This is a genomic window from Rathayibacter tritici (assembly GCF_001641005.1).
In the GTDB taxonomy this organism is placed as follows: domain Bacteria; phylum Actinomycetota; class Actinomycetes; order Actinomycetales; family Microbacteriaceae; genus Rathayibacter; species Rathayibacter tritici.
Genome location: NZ_CP015515.1, coordinates 880,875 through 901,727, shown reverse-complemented (window position 1 = coordinate 901,727; position 20,853 = coordinate 880,875). Strand labels below are relative to the sequence as shown.

Sequence of the window (20,853 nt, the reverse complement as noted above, 5' to 3'; positions counted from 1 at the left end):
GTGAGGCCCGACCGACGGCGCACGTCGCCGACGTTGGGAAGGCGGAGCCAGGGTGTTGACCATGACGCGCGGCCTCTGCACCGGGTCATCCGCTGTCGACTGCACCGGCGCTCATGGATCATGACCAGGGACGGAGCAGGTCGACCACGCCCGCCATCGTCGCCGAGTTCTTCCCGAATCGATTCATCGCCGCCGAGCACGAGAGATCGGGCATGCCATGCCGCATCGCGTTGGCGAACGAGCCGGTGGCGCTGAGGTCTACGAACCGCGTGCCCAGAGAACTGGAAGCGACTCGTCTGAGCGCCTCTTCGTTGTAGGTCGGCCGCCGCAGGGCGTCCCAGAAGAAGGAACCTGACTGCGAAGACTGATCGGGGGCAACTCGACCGTCCCGTGCGAACGAGAACAGAGAGATTCTCGGCATCGACCACGGCACCGACGCTCCCAGCTCGGAGACCGGGCCTCGCAGCCGATCGAGCAGAGAGGAGTGGAACGGGCTCCGAGCAGGCAACTCCACGGTGACCAACCCGTCGTCATCGAGCGCCCGCCGTGCCTCGGCGAGGGCCTGGACGCCACCCGACAGCACAAAGTTGCCCGAGAAGGACACGCTCGCCAACTCCACCGACGGGAACAGGTGTCGACGCGACTCCCACTCGCTGGGTGCAGCGAGGACACTCACCATGCTCCCCTCCGGCCCCGACCCGATCAGGTCCGCCTGTCGCACGAGCATGCCCACCGCATCGTCGAGATTCAGTGCTCCCGCCACGACAGCCGCGACATACTCACCCAGGCTGTGCCCCATCACCGCGTCGGGGCACACGCCTCGCCCCGCGAGCGCCTCGGTCAGCGCAAAGCCCAGGGTGAACAGGGCCGCATGACTGGCCGACGGGTCGATCAGCTCCCCGGCGCCCACGGCCGGGTCGTAAAGCTCGGCGACGACGGACGGGCCGCCCCGTGCGACGAACAGTTCGCTGACCCGGTCGACGGAGTCCCGGAACGCCGTGTCCGACGCGTAGAGTTCGACACCCATCGAACGGTACTGGGTCCCGTAGCCACCGTAGAGGAACACGAGGCGCTCCGCCGCCGGCGACGAGACGGGACGAGGCACCGGAGGAGCCGGTACCACGCGCCTGGACTCCGCGTCCATCGTGACGTCGGTCGACGCGGTGTCCTCGGGCACCGGTGCCGGGTGGCGCTTGATCTGCGTCACCAACTTGGTCAGGACCGTTCCCGGGCCGACTTCCTCGAACTCCTCGTACCCCTGGTGGAGCAGCCACGAGATCGACTCGTGCCATCGAACGGGCTGCGAGATCTGTCGAGAGAGGTACCGGACGAAGTCGTCTCGGGGGTATGGCCGCGCTGTCCAGTTCGAGACCACGGTCGCACCCAGAGGGCCCCACTCCACCCTGCGGAGGTCGGCGGCGAAGGTCGCTTCGACGTCGGCCATCGCACTCGAGTGGAAGGCAGCGCTCACGGCGAGCGGGATGAGTGCACCCCCGTGGCCCTCGACGGCGTCGACGAGTCGTGCCGAGGCCATCTCGTCACGGGGTCCGGACAGGACGATCTGCGAGTTGGAGTTGATGTTAGCCATCTCGACGCCCGAGATGCCGCCATTATCGAGGATCTGCTCGACCTGCTCCACGCTGCACCCGAGCACCGCAGCCATCGAACCCGCGGGTGCTTCACTCATCAGGGCGCCGCGACGCGCGACCAGCCGGAGACCCGTCGCGAAGTCGACCGCACCGGCCGCGAACAGGGCGACGTACTCACCCAAGCTGTGACCGGCGTAGACCTCGGGGGCCACCCCGGCGTCCTCGAGCCGTGCCAGGTGGCCGAGCGCACTGACGGCGTACAGGGCAGGCTGCGTGTACTGCGTGCGTCCGAGGTCTCCGTCAGGATCGTCCAGGCAGAGGTCCCTGAGCGACCAGCCGAGCACGTGATCAGCCTCCGCGACGTGACTCGGGAACCGACCGAAGAGTTCGGCTCCCATGCCCTTGTGCTGGGACCCCTGACCGGGGAACAAGCGGACTGCCGTCATCGTGCGTGCCTTTCAGTGGTCAACCCGTGGCTCGAGCCACTGAGCAGGCGGTCGGCGACGGCGCGCACCGTGCGGGCCCGTCGATCCTCGAGCGACGTGCCCGCAACGGACTCGTTGAACGCACCCATTGCGGGGCCGCAGTGGATCTGGAAGTCGGTGATACGGGTGGCATCACCCTCGCGTGCCAGCCTGGAGGAGAGGACGAAGTACCAGCGCAGGACGTGGCCGAGGCGGCGCTTCGGGCTGTCGGTGATATCATTCAGCGCTTCAGGACGTCTCCGCTGGAGATGGTCGCGAGTCTCCGCCCACACCGATCCGAGGTCACGCCGGAACCATCGTTGTTCGAGGAGGTCCCGAGTCTCGGGTGTCAGGTCATCCAACGACCCGTGCGCGAGGTAGAGTTCGCGCAGGCGTTCGGCTCGGGCGCGGAACAACGTCCCCTTCGTCACGACCTGCATCCGGCCCCCTGTCTCGAAGCCGTCGCCAGCGGGAGCGTACCCGGTGTCGATCGGACTGAGGCCCTGCAGAAGGTCCTTCACGGCGTCGCTCGTCCCCGCCTCGACCGTGCACTGGTTGACCGACCCCGAGAGCACGAAGTCGGCCCCAAGGGCGAAGGCGGCATCGACGGTGGCAGGGGTACCGATGCCACCGGCGGCTCCGACCCTGACGCGCCGCGCCCCCGAAGCCAGGCCCGCCGCGGCGCGTGCCCGCAGGATCGACGGGAGCAGGACGAAGGGGTTGCGCCCGTCGGTGTGCCCCGCCGAGTCCGCCTCGGCGCAGATGTCGGTGGCCAGGGGCACACCGGCGACGGCGACCGCCTGTGCCCAACTGATGAGTCCCCCTTCGAGGAGTCGTGCCACGATGTCCGGCGGTGCCGGCGCCAGGAACCGCTTCGCCACCTCGACCCGCGAGACCTTGGCGATGATCCGGTGGCGCTCCTGGCCGGGAGCCGTGCCGGACAGACCGAGCGCCCGGTACAGGACAAGGGCATCGGTGGGCGCGGTGAACGCCGATGCCTCGATCGCTCCAGCGTCGTGACGGATGGCAGACCGCACCACTGCCTCCTCGTCCCCGGGCGTCTCCGGCGAGTGCAGGACACCGACGGCGAATGACTCACCCCGGGGGAGCCGTCCACGGATGCGACCGACGGCATCGTCGACCTCCTCCGGTGGCAGTCCCCCGCTGCCGAACGACGCCATCAGGCGGTCCTGAGCGAGCGCGACGACCAGGTCGACCGAGGAAATGCCCCTGTACATGGCACCCGCCATGTAGTCGGCCCGCAAACCGTACGCCTCGTGGAACGTGCAGGTGCCGGGTGCTCCAGCCTGGCGCCACTCACGCACTGCCGCTGCTGGCGGGACGACCCGGGGCACGGGTCCGTCGGCCGGGGCGGCCGGTGGTGCTGCCCGGTCGCGCTCCCAGGGGAACACGCCGGACTCGGAGAACCGGCGTATCGCGTCGATGGCGTCGGGGTCGCAGAACGAGGCTCGGTTCGCGGCCAACGCCCGCTGCTCGACGTCCTCCGGGATCGGGAACTGATCGGCCATGTACGACTTGTACCGCGCCAGCGCGGGTGCGGACAGCCTGCGTGCGCGCTGCAGGTGCCGCTGCAGCATCCGCTCGGCATCGGTCGTGACGTCGTCGACGAGTCCCCACTCTGCCGCCCGGGGCGCCGTCACGCTGGTCGCCGTCAACGCGAGGTAGCTCGCCCGCTGCCGTCCCACCCGGCGCACGAGGAACGGGAGCACAACGGCCGGGAGCACGCCGAAGAGCAGTTCCGACAGGCCGAAGGTCGCTCCGGCGTCGGCGATCACGACGTCACACGCGGCGACCAGCCCCACGCCCCCGGCGTTGACACGACCGCGGACGGAGGCGATCGTCATGATCTCCCCCAGGGACAGCAGGCGGAGCAACGCGAAGAACTCTGCCGGGTCGGACACCGTGTCACCCCCGTCGCGCGCGGCGTCCGCGATGACCCCGAAATCGGCGCCCGAGCAGAACACCGACGGCAGCCCCTCGAGAACCAGGACGGACAGTGCGGTGGACGAGACGGCTCGGCGCACCACCTCGGTCAGCTCCCGGACAATCACCGTGTCGAGGGCGTTGTCCGCTTCGGGACGGTGCAACATCACGCGGCACACACCGTCCTCTTCCGTTACGACCAGTGAGCGCAGGCTGCTCAGGTCCATTCGTACTCCCGGTGGTGGTCGGTGATCCCTCGCAGGACCAGTCTCGGCACGGTCGACGCTTGGACGACCTCGGCCAGGAGCGGATGGTCGACACGGGCGGTCCGCGTGCCGAACCGCACAAACTCGGCACGGTCGACGAGATCGTCGTAGTCGGCGACATCGAGACGGAGGCGGCTGTCGAGGTGCTCCGAGATGCTCATCGCCGCGAGCGTCGAGACGGACTCCGGTGAGACGACCCCGCTGTAGAACTCCGAGGCGCACCCTGAGCCGTACGAGAAACACCCAACGCGGCGTGTCGTTGTGATGTCCGCGTTCGCGATCGTGCTGGCGAGTGAGAGGAACACCGTCCCTCCCATGATGTTGCCCACCCGCCGGCACCAAGCCAGTCCCGGCTCGACCCGCCGCTCGAAGTCCGCCGCCGTGAACTCGGGGGACGCCTGGGCGAACTTCCGCATCATCGACCGGTGTGCCCCCTTCACCATCCCGCCGAACGGCGTGTGGAAGGCCAGATGGTCGAACGTCGAGTCGTACCGGACGTCTGCCACGGATCGCGCGTAGTCGCGGTAAGCGTTCTCGCAGCAGTCCAGGTACGACAGCAGCGAGAGGTCCACGTCGCCGAACTCCGTGTCCGGGGCGGGCCGACACGTGTCCATCACCTCAGCCGCGTGCAGACCGCTGGCACCGATGTCGAGGTCGAACACCCGGGGGTCCCTGCCGACGAGCAGTGCCACCGCGCCGGCACCGCCACTCGGTTCTGCGTACGACCAGTCCTCTGCCGCTCCTGCCGCATCGGCGACGGGTGCGTACCGGGAGAGGTCGGTTGCGACGACCAGGGCACGGGTCCCCGGCGCGGCCTGCGAGAGGACGAAGGCCGCGGCCATCTGGAGCCCCGCTGTGCCGGAGTAGCAGGCCTGCTTCACCTCGAAGACCCGACACTGCGACGACAGGCCGAGCACGTCATGTAGGTAGGACGCCGTCGACTTGGAGAAGTCGATGCCGGACTCGGTGCACGTGATGAGCAGTCGGATGCTCTCGACCTCAGCGCGAGTCAGGGCGTCGAGGACCGGCCGTGCGGCGCACGCAGCCAGGGTGACGGCGTCTTCGAACGGCAGGGCCACGGCCTTCTCGTCCATGAGGAGACCGGCCGCGCGCGACGAAGCGAGCCCTCGGCGCTCGGCGAGCTCGTGGACGTCCACGACCGCCGTCCCTCCAAAGACGTTCAGGGCTTCGATGCCGACCCGGTTCACGGTGTCCCCTCTCGTGCCTGTTCCGCTCCCGGGTCGGTGCCGGAGGAGCGACCCGAGGACCGGGACGCGAACGGCGTCGGTGTCGCGAAGCACAGTGCAGTGCTGATCCCACCGAAACCGACGCTGGTGCTGACGCTCGCCCGGAGCTCGGCCGAACGGGCGACCGGCCCGACCCAACGGAGCTCGGGGTCGATGGGCTCCTCGAGGTGGGCGGTGGGATGCAGGAGCCCAGCCTCCATCTGCAGGAGCGTCGCGACGGCCTCTACGGTCCCTGCCGCCGTGAGGCCGTGCCCGGTGATGGCCTTGGTCGCGTTGAGGGCGGCACCCTCCAAGCCGGCACGGCGGATGGCCCCGACTTCGGTGCGGTCGCCGAGTGGCGCACCCGACCCGTGCGTGTTCACGTAGTCGATGTCGTCGGCTTCCAGACCGGCCGCTGCCACAGCGTCGTGCAGCACGCCTGCCTCTCCCTCGAGCGACGGATCCGGTCCTCGATGGGCGTCCGACCGCACAGCCCATCCGGCGAGGCGTGCGTAGCGCTCGCCGGACGGGAGACAGCGCCCCCCCGGTCGTTCCAGCACGATCGCCGCACATGACTCGCCGAACACGAAGCCCCTGCTACCGACGTCGAACGGACGCGGAGCGACGTCGGTGCCGTCCGGCGCCATCGCGCCCATCGACTGCAGCGCGAAGACCTCCCAGTAGGAGATGTCGGCGAGGGCGCCGACTGCGACGCAGATGTCGACACGGCCGCTCTGCACGGCCTCCGCGGCCTCCGCGACCGCAAGCCCCCCGCTCGCAGACGCACCACCGACCGTGTGGGCGAAGCCCCGGATGCCGAAGACCTCACTGCACAGGGCGGACACGTCCGTGTCCCAGACGGACATCCCGTACCTCGGCCGCACGAACCGGGGGTCGGACGCCTGCCGTTCCCTGGCGAGCAGCGATTCTCGCTGCTGCACGTTGCTGCCACCGACGACCAGGCCCATGCGATCGGCGTCCATGGAGTCCAACCGTGCCTCCTGCCAGGCCTCGTCGAGTGTCGCCACGGCGACACGCGCGGTCAGGGAAGCGCTGGACCACGACGGGAGCTCGTCGAAGCGACCCGCCAGTGGGTCGGCCATCTCGGCACCGACCACGGAACTGCCGTGCTGCCGACCGGGACGGGACATCGGCGTGAACGTGCCTCGACCAGCGAAGAGCCCTCGCGCGAAGTCCACCTTGCCCACACCCACCGCCGAACTGACGCCCAGACCGGAGACGACGAGGGAACCACCGTCAACCACGGCGCTGGGCGCTCTGGCCGGACAAGGCGTGCAAGCGGGTCGCCAGCTCGCCGATGTCTCGCGGTCCAAACGTCTCGACGAGCGGGACGCGCAGCTGCATGCCGGCCAGGACGTCCATCACGATGTCGGCACGGTCCATCGAGTCCGCCCCGAGCGCCTCGAGCGAGTCCGAGGCGTCGATCCGGCGCTCGCCGATGCCGGGCACCACCTGACGCACAGCCTGTTCGATGAGTGAGCGGATGTCGTCGACGGTCATGTTCGCTCCTTGTATCGCGGGCTGGGCGCCCGACGTTTCCCCTGGTCCGAAGGAAACCCCCCGGACGACGCATGATCCGAGGCGACTCGTGCCAGCATTCTGTCGTACCTGCCGACGAGGCTCTGCACCGTCGCCCGGGCGAAGAGGTCGCAGCTGTACTCGACGGTGACGGCCAGGCCGGCCGGTCCGGGCAGGAGCGTGACCTGCAGGTCGGACCTGAGGCCCGGACGGGTGGTCTCGACGGGGACGAAGAGCGGTGCCTGCGGTCCGATCAGTTCTCGCTCACCCGGTGTGTCGCGCGACGGGAGGACAGTGAAGACCGTGTGGTGCCTCGTGACGGTCGACTCGGCCTGGCCCGGGACGAAGCGACCGAGCGGAACATCGTCGTTCTCGGTGGCCTCGGCGATCCGGTCGGCGATCACGGCCAGGACGTCCCCGAACGGCGTGCCTGTGCCGATCGGTAGCCGGATCGGGGCCGCCTGGACGAAGTACCCGACGATGTCGTCCGCCTGCTCAGGAGGCCGGTTCGACACCGGGACGCTGATCACCATCTCGTCGTCGTCGCAGACATCGCCCATCGTCACCGCGAACGCCCCGAGCAGCAGGGTCGCCAGACTGACCCCGGAGTCCGAAGCCCGTCGGACGAGCGCCTGCGCCACCGTCTCGTGCACCGTGCACTCGACCATCCCCGATGACTCGGAACGCTCGGCGGGTCGCTCGTAGTCGGAGCGCCAGGCCGGAGCTGCAGGGGCCCCGGCAAGGTGATCACGCCAATGGGCTTCCTGCGCTCGACGTACGGCGGGACCGGTCGATCGGGCCTGTCGGCTCGCGAGTTGCCCCGGCGTCGGACGATCGTGACCGGGTTCAGGTGTCCTGCCGAGTCGTCGATCCCGGTAGAGCTCATCGAGGTCGGCGAGCAGGATGCCGGTCGACCAGCCGTCGAAGACGCCCCACGGTCGTGTCAGGACCGCCACGTGCTCGTCCGGTCCCAGCCGCAGGAGGTGGGACCGCACGAGGAACGGCCCGTCGTGGCGGAACGGCCGGAGCCGCTCTGCTGCCAACCACTCGCCCAGCGCGGCCTCTCCGCCGACCGCTTCGCGGCGCGTCACGAAACCGTCAGCGGGGTTCGTGATCTGCTCCCAGCCCGCTGGCGTCGTTCGGAACGACGTGCGGAGGGCCGCGTGTCGCGCGACGAGGTCGGCCATGGCGGTGACGAAGGCAGCCGCGTCGAGGTCCCCCCACACGCGGTGGGCCATCTGCACGTTGCGGCTCCCGGTCCTGTCGGCGAGGAACCACAGGTCGCTCTGCTGCGCCGACAGCGCGTCCGGCGCGTCGTCGGCGGTCGGGATCGGGGCCGACTGCGTCTGCGGGACAGACGACGACCGTTCGAGCAGGAGCGCCATCTCACGCACGGTGGCGCCACTCAGGACCACGGCGAGCGGCAGCGACGCCCCCGTCCTCGTGCTGACGAGGGAGCTGAGGCGCGCCGCGAGGAGGGACTGCCCCCCGAGATCGAAGAAGCTGTCGTCGAGATCGACGTCGGACCGCTCCAGGACCTCGGACACGAGCGCCGTCAGCAGCACCTCGGTCGGTGTCCGTGCGGGTGACGCCGGAGGGCGCTCCTGGGCGTCGACCGGTGGAAGGGCGCGACGATCCGCCTTGCCCTGCACGGTGATCGGCATCTCGTCGACCACCATCCACAGACTCGGCACCATGTACTCCGGCAGCCGCTCGGTGAGGCGAGGCCGGAACGACTCCGCGGCGAAGGGTCCGAGCCCGGCGAGGTCCGGGATGCTCGCGACCGCACGCCAAGCACCCGCGTGACGGGGTAGCGCCAGCGGCCGACCGTCACGGGCGCAGACGATGTCGACCGATCCGCGACCGTCCCCGCTGCGGGTGACGGCCACGTGGTAGCCCAGTCGGAGGGCGTCGGCGACGACGGCGTCGAGACGCCGCGCGTCTTCGGCGTCCTGCGGCGACGTCCTCGGCTCGACCGAGAGGGGCTCGACCGGGTCGCCGCCACCCGACCGCAGGCGGGACGCCACCACGATGTCCGCGCGGATCCGCGGGTCCGGTAGCCCGCTGAACCCGACGGAGTCCACAGCCTGGTCGGCCAGCACCGCCGAGACGTCGTCGAGTCCCGTGGCGTCCATCCAGACGTTCACGGGCCGGGCGGTCGACGACCCGCGCGTGATGACGACGTCGTAGCGGTACGCGCTGAGTTCGTCGTCGTGCGCTCCTGGTTTCCTGAGCACCTCGACGGAGCCGATCAGCGGATGCCGCCGGGCGAGGGCTGCGAACCACCCGGGGCCGACGAGGAACTCTGACTCGCTGCGTCGACGACGCTCGACCAGGTCGGCAACGACCTCCGGTGCCGTGGCAGTGGTCAGTCCCGACCTGACCACTGCGGTCAGGTGCTCACGGTGCAGATCCGCGTCGCGCACATCACCGATGAGGATCCGACCGTCGTCGGCAAGCGCGCCGAGCCACACGTCCAGCGCCTCCTCGAGGTACACCGCGCCCGGGAAGTACTGCACGACCGAGTTGACGAGAACCAGGTCGAACGGCGCCGTCCCGGAGGAGGGAGCCATCCGCGCGTCCCCCACGCTCGACTCGACGTAGTCCCAGCCGGCCCGGCGGCACGTAGCCCCGAGCACCGCGACCGCGCTTGCCGAGACGTCGGTCGCTACGACCCCGTCGACGTGCGATACGTACCGTTCGAGGAGCACACCAGATCCGCACCCGACTTCCCAGACCCGGCGCGGAGCGAGATCGAGGACGCGGTCGACTATGTTTTGCGCCCAGTCCTCCATGACGTCGTCCGGGATCGGCTCTCCGGTGTAGCTGCTCGTCCAGCCCCGCAGGTCGGGGCCGGCGTCGGCGTCGGCGTCGTACTCGTTGTCGAATACCGTCGCCCACTGCCCGAGTCGGCTGCGCTCGCGGTCCGCGGTGGCCGCAGCGAACCAGCGATCCGTCGGCTGGACGTACGCGACGAGGCGCGATGTCTCCCCGGAGCCCGTCACCGTCACGACGGCGTCCCGGACGTCGGGTTGGGAGACGAGGACAGACTCGACCTCACAGAGCTCGATGCGATGGCCACGGACCTTAACCTGGTCGTCCACCCGTCCGACGAACTCCAACAGCCCGTCCCGACGCCAGCGCACCAGGTCTCCGGTGCGGTAGAGCCGCGCCCCCGGCCGCGGGTCGAACGGATCGGGGACGAACGAACGAGCGGTGCGCTCGGCATCACCGAGGTAGCCGCGCGCGACCCCGCGACCTCCGACGCGCAGCTCACCGACGACGCCCGTCGGAACGAGCCGGCCACGCACGTCGGTCACGTAAACAGTCGTGTTGGACACCGGCCGGCCGATCGGGATGAGGGAGTCGACCGCGGTCCCCGGCGGCATGACGTGGCAGGTCGTGGCGACGCTGTTCTCCGTCGGACCGTACGCGTTGACGACGGTCAGTGCGGGATGGTCGTCCCGCAGGACCTCGACCTGACGCGCTGCGAAGGCCTCGCCGCCGATCCCGATGTACCGCAGCGAACTCGCACGACCCCTGGCGGCGTCGACGAATGCCGGGAGGAAGGCCGCCGACAGGCACATGCTGGTAACGCCAGCCCTGTCGACCTCGCTGACGAGTTCCGACGGATCGCGCGGATCGCCGTCGAGCAGCACCAGGCGCGCGCCGACGGCCAAGGGCCCGAGGAGCTCCTGGACCGCCACGTCGAAGGACCAGGAGCTGTGCTGCAGCATCGCGTCGTCGGGTGTGAGCGGGAAGTACCGCGCATTGCGCACGAGACGGACGAGCCCTCCGTGTTCCACCTCCACGCCCTTGGGCCGTCCTGTCGAGCCGCTCGTGAAGACCACGTAGGCCACGTCGTTCGGGGTGGTACCAACGCGCCGACGTCGGCCGGTCGGGGCCTCGGGCGGACCGTCGGTCGACGTCGCGACGGGCAGAAGCGCGACTTCGACGGGCAGCGGGCTCGGTCCGGGATCGCCGACGAGCACCCGCGGACGTGACTGCCGCAGGATGTCGTGCAGCCGCTCCGCCGGGAGGGCTGGGTCGACCGGCACGAACGCTGCGCCGGTCCGCATGACTCCGAGCAGCGACGCCACAGCTTCCACCGACCGTGGCGCCCGGACGATGACTCGGTCCCCCGGCGTCGTGCCGAGGCGCTCGAGGGCCAGCGCGACGGTATCCGCCGCCGCGTCGAGTTCGGCGTAGGTCCAGCGGCGAGCACCGTGCTCAACGGCCGTCGCGGCGCCGTGCGTGCTGACGACGTCGTCGAACAGGTCGATGTAGGACGCCTCCGACGGGTAAGGATCCACCGTGTCGTTCCACACCGTCACCAGGCGCTCACGCTCGCCGGTGGGCAGGACTGGGACGTCGAGGGCGGCCGTCGATGCCCCGCCGTCCGCGGAAGCGAGCAGCTCCACGATTCCCTGCACTGCCGACTGCATGTAGTCGAGCACAGCATCGCCGTCGACCCGGTCGTCGACTTGGACGTTCATGGAGAACTCGGTACCCGTGTCGTCGACCGACAGGCCCAACGGGTAGTTGGTGCGGTCCGACGATGCGTCCCAACGGATGCCGTAATCCGCGAGGGACCTGCCGTGCGACGCTTCCTGTTCGACGTGCCGCACGTTGATCATCGAACTGAACAGCGCTTCGTCGGCCGCCACGCCGCTGGCCGCCTGCGCCTCGACGAGTGAGTGCTGCTCGTGCACGACGAGCGCCCTGAGATCGGCGTCCACGTGCTCGACGAGTCCGGCGACGCTTAGCCCGCGCAGGTCGACGCGGACGGGCAGGGTGTTGATGAAGTTGCCGACCATGCGGTCGATCCCTGGGACGTCCTGCAGCCGCCCGGAGAGGACGGTCCCGAACACCACGTCGTCCCGGGCCGCAGTCGCGGCGACGACCAGCGCCCAGGCCGCGTGGAGGACGGCCGTCGAGCTACGGCGTCGACGCCGAGCCTGGGCGCGCAGTTCCGCCGACAGTGCGTCAGGGAGCGACCGCCGCAGGTCCACCCGTCCGCCACCGGTGTCGCGGATGTCCGACAACCCGAACGGGGCAGTGGGCTCGGTGACGTCCGCCAGTCGCTCCCGGAAGTAGCGGTCAGCGGGCACTCGAGACGACGCGAGGGTCGTCGCGACGAAGTCGCGGTATGCGGGCGCGGGACCGAGGTCCGTTTCGCCGTCGAGCCTCCGGGTGAGCTCCTCGAGCAACGTCTGGATCGACGTCGCGTCCTCGATCAGGTGATGTGCCCGGAGGACGATGTGGCACTGCGGCGCCTGGTCTGCGGTTACCACCGTCACGTCCATCAAGGGTGCCAGGTCGAGCGACATCGGCCCCGGCGCACGCACGAGCGACGTCGCGTGGTTCCTGGCGGCTCGGGCGGACGCGATGTGGACGCGCCCGACACGCAGGTCGGCTGAGCGGAAAACGACCTGGAGCGGCGACTGGAGGCCATCCCGCAGCACGGCGGTCCGGAGCGCGTCGTGACGGTCGACGGTTGCCCGCAGCGCGGCCAGGAACGCCTCCGCCGACGCCTCGTCGTCGGCGGTCAGGAGGATGGGGATGACGTACGGATCTGCGTCCGGGTCGAGGAGGTGGTGGAACAGGATCCCCTCCTGGGACGGGACGAGGGGGTAGACGTCCTGCAGCGCTCCTCCTGCCCGTTCCACAAACGCGTGCACCACCGATCGGTCGGGTGCGGGCAGCGCGTCGAGCGCCGCCGCCGCACGTCGGTCGGCATGGTCGGCCCACGGAACTGTCGAGTCGGATCTCGGCGGAGCCTTCCCGGTGTCGGCAGCGGCGTCTGCCGATGCCGCCGACTCGGCGACGTCGTCGATGATCGACGCGAGCGCGCCGAGGCCCGACGCGTCGAAGACGGACCGCACGTCGACCGCGCGTCCGGCGTCGCGGAGCCGTGCCACGAGGACCGTGATCAGCAGGGAGTGCCCACCGAGAGCGAAGAAGTCGTCGTCGCTCGAGAGCTCCTGGCCGTCCAGGCCCAAGAGGTCCGTCCAGATCTCCGCGAGGAGCCGTTCCGTCGCGGTCGTAACGGGAGTGGGAGCTGCCCGCGCGAAGGCATCCGGGGAGACCGCGGGCAACGCCGCCCGGTCCAGCTTCCCGTTCGGTGTCGTGGGCAGCTCACGGACCCAGACGTAAGCGGACGGCACCATGTACTGGGGCAGGACCTTCTCGAGTCGTGCCCGGACCACGCTGGGCGCCGGCGGCTCGCCCTCGGCGACCAGGTACGCAACGAGCTGGTCGGCGTCGCGCTCGTCGCGAAGGACCACGACCGCCGCTCCCGCTGTCTCGGGCTGCTCCAGGAGGCGCGTGGCGATCTCGCCAGGCTCGATGCGAAGACCTCGCAACTTGACCTGGTCATCGATCCGCGAGATGTACTCCAGCACACCGTCGGCCCGCCACCTGGCCAGGTCGCCGGTCGCGTAGACCCGCTCCTCCCCGACGGCGGGCGCAGCGCGGAAGACCGCCGACGTCCGCTCGGGGTCGTTGAGGTAACCACGCGCCAGGCCCACCCCGGCGATGTGCAGCTCTCCGACCTGCCCCACGCCGAGCGGCGTCCCCGAGGGACTCAGCACGTGGAGCCGCAGGTTCTGGATGGGGCGACCGATGGGCACCGTCGCGAACTCGCTCGTCGCCGGGCACGACCACGAGGTGACGTCGACGGCCGCCTCCGTGGGCCCGTACAGGTTGACGAGCTCGGCGGCGTGTCGACTCTGGTGCGCGCGCGCGAGTGCTGCGGACAGCACCTCGCCGCTGCAGGCGACCAGCCGGAGCGAGACGCAGTGCTCCCACGCTGCCTGCCGCAGCACGACCGCGAGCATCGACGGAACGAAGTGCACGACCGTCACCTGCTCCGACTGGATCAGAGCGGTCACGTAGTCGGGATCGCGGTGTCCGCCGGGCTCGGCGACGACGAGCCGGGCCCCCGTGGTCAGCGGCCAGAAGAACTCCCAGACCGACACGTCGAAGGTCGACGGTGTCTTCTGGAGCACTGCGTCATCGGACGTGAGACCGTACGTGGCCTGCATCCACTCGACTCGGTTCACCGCGGCGCGGTGTTCCACCGCGACGGCCTTCGGGGTCCCCGTCGAACCCGATGTGAAGATGACGTACGCGAGATCGGTGGGACCGGCGGGACGAGCGGGTCGAGGCGAGGTGCAGACGCTCGGGTCGGTCCGCGCCCGCCCCTCGTCGTCGAGCACCACGACGGATGCACCCAGCAGGGCCGGTGCCGCCTCGTACTCGTTCGTCGTCAGAACCGTTGCCACGCCCGCCTGCCTGAGTTGCGCCCGGATCCGTTCCTCGGGATGCTCGGGGTCGAGCGGCACGTAGGCTCCGCCGGCCTTGAGGATGCCCAGGAGCCCGCTCACCATCTGCCAGGACCGGTCCAGGTGGAGACCCACCGGGGTGTCGGGTCCGATGTCGAGTCCCCGGAGCGTGGCGGCCACCTGGTCCGAGGCGTCATCGAGTTCCCGGTAGGTCCGAGACCGACCGGCGGCGGTCACGGCGGCTGCGTCCGGGTGCAGGCGCGCCGCGGCGCTGACGAGGCCGTGGAGGGTGTCCTCGTCGGAGAACGGGTGTTCCGTGCTGTTCCAGCGTGCGATCTCGAGCCGCTCGGCATCGTCCGTCCCGTTCAGTTCCGAGACCCTGCCGTCGGGTGTGGCGATCATCGCGCGCAGCATGACCTCGAGGTGTCGGACGTAGCGGCGGATCGTGGTGGCGTCGAACAGTGCCGTGTCGTACTCGACGGCCCCGACGACCCCGAGTCCGGTCTCTCGGAGATCGAGGGTGAGATCGAACTTGGACACGTCGAAGGCGAAGTCGACGAGGGAGGTCTTCAGGTCCTCGAACAGGGACTCGCGGTCCTGGTGGCCGTCCTGCAGAACCACCATCGTCTGAAACAGCGGCGCGTGCGCACGGCTGCGCGCCAGGTCGAGCGCCTCCACCACGGCCTCGAAGGGCACGTCCTGGGCGTCGAGGGCAGCCAGCACGGTCGTCCGCACCCGCGTCAACAGCTCGCGAACGGACGGAGCCCCCGACAGGTCGGTCCGGAGGACGAGCGTGTTGGCGAAGAACCCGAGGAGGTCCTCCGTCTCCAGGCGCCGTCGGCCTGCGACTGGTGACCCCACCGCGACGTCGTCGGTTGCCGCGTACCGGTGGAGCAGGACGGTGTGGGCTGCGAGGTAGACCATGTAGGGCGTGGTGTCCGTGGTCCTGGCGAGCGCCCGCACACCGTCTGCGATCATCGCGCCCCAGCGGAACCGCTCGTGCGCGCCCACGTACGAACGGACGGCAGGCCGGGGTCGGTCGATCGGGAGGGTGACGAGCGGGTCGACGCCGTCGAGCGCAGTGACCCAGTGGTCGAGCTGAGCGTCACCGACCGGTCCGTCGAGCCAGCCGCGTTGCCACACTGCGTAGTCCGCGTACTGGATGGGCAACGGAGCCAGCGGCGACGTCCGTCCTGAGCGGTGGGAACCGTACAGTGCGCTGAGTTCATCCAGCAGGAGCTGCATCGACCACCCGTCGGAGATGCTGTGGTGGATCGTGACCAGCAGCGCATGGTCGTCGTCGCCGAGTCGCAGCAGTCGGACGCGCAGCAGCGGACCGTTCGCGAGGTCGAAGGGCTCGAGGGCTTCACGTGCGCAGGTCTCCGCGAGGAGACCGGGGTCGATCGACTCGACCTCTCCGAGCAACGATGGCCCCGCGGGGTGGATCTCCTGACGCGGGACACCGCCCACCACGACGAACGAGGTGCGCAGCACCTCGTGGCGGGCCACAACGTCTCGGAGTGCGAGCGCCAGGGCTCCGACGTCGAGGTCTCCGGAGATCCGGAGTGCCAGCGGGATGTTGTAGTGCGCGCTCGTGCCGTCGAGCTCCGCGACGAACCAGAGCCGCTGCTGCGCCGCTGACAGCGGCACGAGGTCACGGAGATCGAAGGGACGGCGCTCGATGGGTCCGTTGTCGCCCCCCGCGTCCACGATGCCGCCGACTGCCCCGTCGGGCATCGTCTCGTCATCGCCGAGTTCGGGAACGACAGCGCCCAGGTCCGGAACGACAGCGCCCTGCTGGGCCAGCAGGGCCTCGAGTGCTCGTCGCCGCTCGGGCGACAGCCTCCGGATCTCCTGGAGGATCTTCTCCGAGAGCGGAGCTCCGGTCGGTGTGTCGGTACCGGTCATGACACGTCTGCCTCTCGTTCGTTACCCGCCAGGGTGTCGAGCTCGTCGTCCGCAAACGCGGCGAGGGAGTCGAGCGCGCGACGCAGCACGTCGTCATCAGCAACGTCTCTCGCGGTCGGCATCGGTGTCGGCGTCGTCGCGACGTCCGCCGGCACGGTCGTGGCGGACGCGACCTCGGCGAGGGTCGGTCCGTCGAACACTGCCTGGACCCGGAGCGTTCGGCCCGTCGCGCGGTCGAGGCGGTTCACCATGCGCGTGACGAGCAACGAGTTGCCGCCGAGTGCGAAGAAGTCGCTCTCCGGCCGGAGCGACGCCTCGTCGACGTGCAGCACGTCGGACCAGACCGAGGCCACGGCCTGCTCGGTGGCGGTGAGCACTCGCCCGTCGTCGACGTGGCCTGGCACAGCACGCTCGGCCTCCGGCAGAGCCGCTCGATCGAGCTTGCCGTTGCGGGTCAGCGGGAGAGCGGCGATGAAGACGACAGCTGACGGCATCATGTAGTCGGGGAGGGCATCGCGCAGCCGCTCGCGGACGTGAGCGGCGAGCGCGGCGCGCGAACGTCCCGGAGCGGGGGGCGACGGTATCGCCGATCGCCGATCGTTGTCGGCGTCCGCGCGGACCGCGTAAACGGTGAACAGGACGGTGTGCTGGAGCACGGTCGTCCCGCGTTCCCAGGCCACGGTGAACCCGAGGGCCCTCAGGAGCGTCGTCACATGCTCGAGACGTCCGCCGATGTCGTGGACCTCCACCACCACCTGGCGGACACGCGCCCAGTCGGTGGCGGACACCCCCTTGAGGACGTCGTACTCAGCATTCTCCACGTCGATCTTCAGGAGGTCGACCCGGTCGAGGCCGGTCGAGACGAGCGCGTCCGAGACGGTGGTGAGCTCGCAGACGAACTCGTCCGATCCCAGCCGGGCGTCGACGAGACGACCGACCAGGGGCACGTCGTCGACGTCGACCGAGCCCTGGCCGTCCTGGCCGAGCACGTAGGAGGACATGAGTTCGTGGGCCTCCTCCGGTGATGTCCGACTGCTCGAGATCACGGTGTTGTGCCGGTAGAAGGTGAATGTCGCTTCACCGGGCTCCGCGGACACGCCGAGCGGATGCACGACAGCTCGCGGAGCGTGCAGCGCGACGTTCCGCCGCAGGGTGTCGACGAGGGGCGGGATTGGCTCGAATGCGTGGACCACGGCGCCGGGCGCATGGCGCGCCACGAAGAGCGTGAACAGGCCGATGTTCGCGCCGATATCGAGGACCCGGTCGCCGTCTCGGATGGTCACCCCGTGTCGGAGGTACTCCTGCTGCACGAAGACCTCGTCGTAGACGAAGTCGGTCTCTCGCGCGTTGTGGTGGAACACCGTCGTCCCGTCCGGGAGGTCATGCACGTGTACGAGAGCACCGGGGTCGTCGCGTTCGAGGTCGAGGAGAGCGGCCACCGGAGCAGCGACCGTCCGGTCCGGCACGACGTAGGCCACGAGCCGGACGTCGCCGTCGCCGTGGTCGACGGGCACCACGCGAGCGACGTCCACCTCGGCCAGACTGGTGAGCGCCGACTCGATCTCGCCTGGTTCGATGCGGAACCCGCGGACCTTCACCTGGTCGTCCGCACGGCCGACGAACTCGAGCTCGCCGTCCGCACCCTGTCGGACCAGGTCGCCAGAACGGTACATGCGCGCAGCCGGGTCGGCGATGAACGGGTCGCGCAGGAACCGCTCGCGCGTGAGTTCCGGCAGGTTAAGATACCCCCGCGCCACTCCGCGGCCTGCGACGTAGAGTTCACCGACCGCGCCGGGAGGCACCCGAGCGCCGCGGGCGTCCAGGACGTGGACGCGCATGTCGTCGAGCGGGATGCCGATGGGGCTCCCGCCGCGGGCTGTGTCCTCCTGCTCGATGACACGGCGGGTCACGTGCACGGTGGTCTCCGTGATGCCGTACATGTTGACGACCGTCACGTCGCCGTTCTCCTCGAGGCCCATCCAGCTCGCGAGGTCGCCGACGCGCAGGGCCTCACCCCCGAGCACGACGAGACGGAGTGCCCGTTCACGGCGCCGCGAGGTCTGCACGGCCGCCAGCCGGAGGAACGCACCCGGCGTCTGGCTGAGCACGGTCACGCGGTGCTCCTGGAGGAGATCGTCGAAGGCGAAGGGGTCACGTGCGACGTCGGCGGGCACAACGACGAGGCACCCGCCGCTCAGGAGCGCACCCCAGACCTCCCAGACCGAGAAGTCGAATGCAGCGGAGTGGAACATCGTCCACACGTCCTCGCGGCCGGCCCTGGTCCACGAGGACGTCGTGGTCATCAGTCCGGAGACATTCCGGTGCTCCACGACGACGCCCTTGGGAACGCCGGTCGATCCTGACGTGTAGATCACGTACGCCGGGTCCTCCGGAGTGGCGAGCGGCGCGGCCGGCGCAGCGTCGGGGAGCTCCTCGTCGGCGGTCCCCGGGGCGCTGGCCGACTCGCCAGCCGTCCTCGCCTCGACCACGACGCAGCCCCCGGCGACGGCAGCGGGCACGACGCCGTCGACGAGGGCCACGGACGGACGACTGTCCTCGATGACGTGCCGGAGCCGTCCGACGGGGGAATCGGGATCGACGGGGACGTAGGCTGCCCCGCTCTTGAGCACGGCGAGCATCGCAACAACGAGGAACTCGGACCGCGGCGTACACAGCAGCACGAAGTCACCGACGCCGACCCCGAGCGCTCGCAGTCGAGCCGCCAGACGAGACGACCAGGTGTCGAGCTCCCCGTAGGTCAGTCGAGTGCGGCCTGCGATGACCGCCGTCGCATCCGGGTGGGTGGCGGCGGTCAGCGAGAAGCGAACGTGCAGGCACGTCGCCGCGTCGACCGTGTCGACCGACGCGCCCCGCTCCTCGGCCGTGCTGGGTTCCTCTGCCGATCCCGACTGCACGACGGGCAGGAAGGACAGCGCGAGCGCCTCGGGGAGCGCCACCGGTACGGCGTCGACGATGCGGTGGACTGCCGTCTCGAGGTAGTCGACGATGGTGGCGGCATCGTGGCGCGCATCCAACTGCGCCTCCAGCGAGAAGGCTTTTCCCAGATCGTCCACTGACATGGCGACGGGGTAGTTGCTGCGCTCGATCACACCACGGAGCGACGTGACGCCGGCGTCCCGCAACGCCGTCTCGACCACCTGGTCCCCCGAGTCGAAGTGCCGGAAGTTGAAGATGGAGTTGAAGAGGGGCTGACCCGCAGCCAGGCCGGAGGCTCGGTGTGGGACGTCGAGGGGAACGGACTCGTGCATCGCGAGCATCCGGAGCGTGCCGTCCATGTGTCGGATCACCCCATCGACAGCGAGTCCGGCGAGGGCCACTCGAACCGGGACGGTGTTGATGAAGTTGCCCAGCAGACGGGCCATCCCCTCGGGACCGTGCAGACGCCCGGACATCACCGTGCCGAATACGACGTCGTCCCGCCCGCTCAGCGATGCCACCACGAGGGCCCAGGCCGCGTGGAACACGGTCGCTGGACTTACCCGGAGGTGTCGGGCGAGGACACGCACCCGCTCACCGAGCTCGTGATCCAGCTCCCGCCGGGAGGTCAACACGGTCCGACCGTCGCCGTGGACGTCCTGCAGGCCGTAGACCAGGGTGGGTTCGGTGATGCCGTCGAGCAGTTCCGCGAACCAGCGCTCCCGGGCTTCGATCGCGGGTCGAGCCGCCTCGGCGTACGCCCGGTACCGCACCGGCGCGGCGAGCGACGCTGGTCCGTACACCATGTACCGGGTGACCTCGGCGAAGAGGAGCGCGAGCGATGTCGCGTCGTCGACCATGTGGTGGAGGTCGAGCACGGCCAGGTGTTGCCCCAAGCCCGGACGCCGCGCGACACGGAGCCGCAGCAACGGCGCCTCGTCGACGGGGATCGGACCGGAGTCGGCCAGGATCTCGTCGACCTCGTCGTCGAGGGAGGTCCCCGGCGAGACGGTCGTGACCCGGACGCGGAGATCGGCGCTGCGGAGGACGACCTGGACCGGATGCTCCAGCCCGTCCCAGAGGACAGCGGATCGGAGTGCGTCGTGTCGTGCAACGGCGCTCCGCAGGGCCGCCACGAAGCTGTCGAGGACGTCTTCGTCCCGGAGCAGGAACGCGCCCGTGAGCACGTAGGCGTCGTGGTCGTCCTTGAGGTGGTGGAAGAGCATGCCCTCCTGCAGGCTCGTCAACGGGAAGACGTCCTGCAGGTTGTTGAGCCCGCCCGCGACCGTCCGTCCGACCACGTCGAGTTCATCAGCGGCGAGGGACAGGAAGCGCTGACGGTCGTTGCCCTCCTGCGACTGGCCACCTGCTGAAGTCGGCGCAGTGGAGACCGATGCGTCGTCCGGTACCCCGTCGCCGGCGGAGATCGCCCGCGCGAGGTCACCGAGGGACGATGCCGCGAAGACCGTGGCCAGCGCGACCCCGAACCCCGCAGCCTGGAGGTCCGCCACGAACCGCGGTACGAGCAGCGAGTGGCCACCGAGGCCGAAGAAGTCGTCGTCGAGGGCAGCGCTCCCCTGCGGCACAGCGAGCACGGAGCAGCAGATCCGCAGGACTGCCGAAGCTGTCGCGTCGTCGACACCCGTCGACGGTGCCGGATCGAGCACTGGCGTGGACACGCCCCCGGGCATAGG

At 70.0% G+C, this 20,853-nt stretch carries 7 protein-coding genes; all 7 read right to left on the bottom strand.

The features are described from left to right. Positions 1-118 precede the first annotated feature (118 nt). The 7 genes from fabD to A6122_RS17840 are packed head-to-tail and all read right to left on the bottom strand — an operon-like array spanning position 119 to position 20,850. Complete coding sequence (gene fabD / locus A6122_RS04000; protein WP_084415805.1) at positions 119-2,035, bottom strand: ACP S-malonyltransferase; 1,917 nt, start codon at positions 2,033-2,035, stop codon at positions 119-121. Further along, positions 2,032-4,224: an enoyl-CoA hydratase/isomerase gene (locus A6122_RS03995; RefSeq protein WP_068251877.1), complete on the bottom strand. Its 2,193-nt coding sequence runs from the start codon at positions 4,222-4,224 to the stop codon at positions 2,032-2,034. Before A6122_RS03995 ends, fabD begins: the two co-directional genes overlap by 4 nt. Then, a complete protein-coding gene (locus A6122_RS03990; protein WP_068251875.1) occupies positions 4,215-5,471 on the bottom strand; it encodes a hydroxymethylglutaryl-CoA synthase family protein in 1,257 nt (418 codons plus the stop codon). The genes A6122_RS03995 and A6122_RS03990 overlap by 10 nt, the downstream gene beginning before the upstream one ends. Further along, positions 5,468-6,754, bottom strand: coding sequence for a beta-ketoacyl synthase N-terminal-like domain-containing protein (locus A6122_RS03985; RefSeq protein WP_068251872.1), 1,287 nt, complete (start codon positions 6,752-6,754; stop codon positions 5,468-5,470). The genes A6122_RS03990 and A6122_RS03985 overlap by 4 nt, the downstream gene beginning before the upstream one ends. After that, a complete protein-coding gene (locus A6122_RS03980; protein WP_068251870.1) occupies positions 6,747-7,010 on the bottom strand; it encodes a phosphopantetheine-binding protein in 264 nt (87 codons plus the stop codon). Before A6122_RS03980 ends, A6122_RS03985 begins: the two co-directional genes overlap by 8 nt. After that, complete coding sequence (locus A6122_RS03975; RefSeq protein ID WP_068251867.1) at positions 7,007-16,222, bottom strand: non-ribosomal peptide synthetase; 9,216 nt, start codon at positions 16,220-16,222, stop codon at positions 7,007-7,009. Before A6122_RS03975 ends, A6122_RS03980 begins: the two co-directional genes overlap by 4 nt. Then, complete coding sequence (locus A6122_RS17840; protein WP_472511581.1) at positions 16,219-20,850, bottom strand: amino acid adenylation domain-containing protein; 4,632 nt, start codon at positions 20,848-20,850, stop codon at positions 16,219-16,221. Before A6122_RS17840 ends, A6122_RS03975 begins: the two co-directional genes overlap by 4 nt. Between the last annotated feature and the right edge of the window lie 3 nt (positions 20,851-20,853).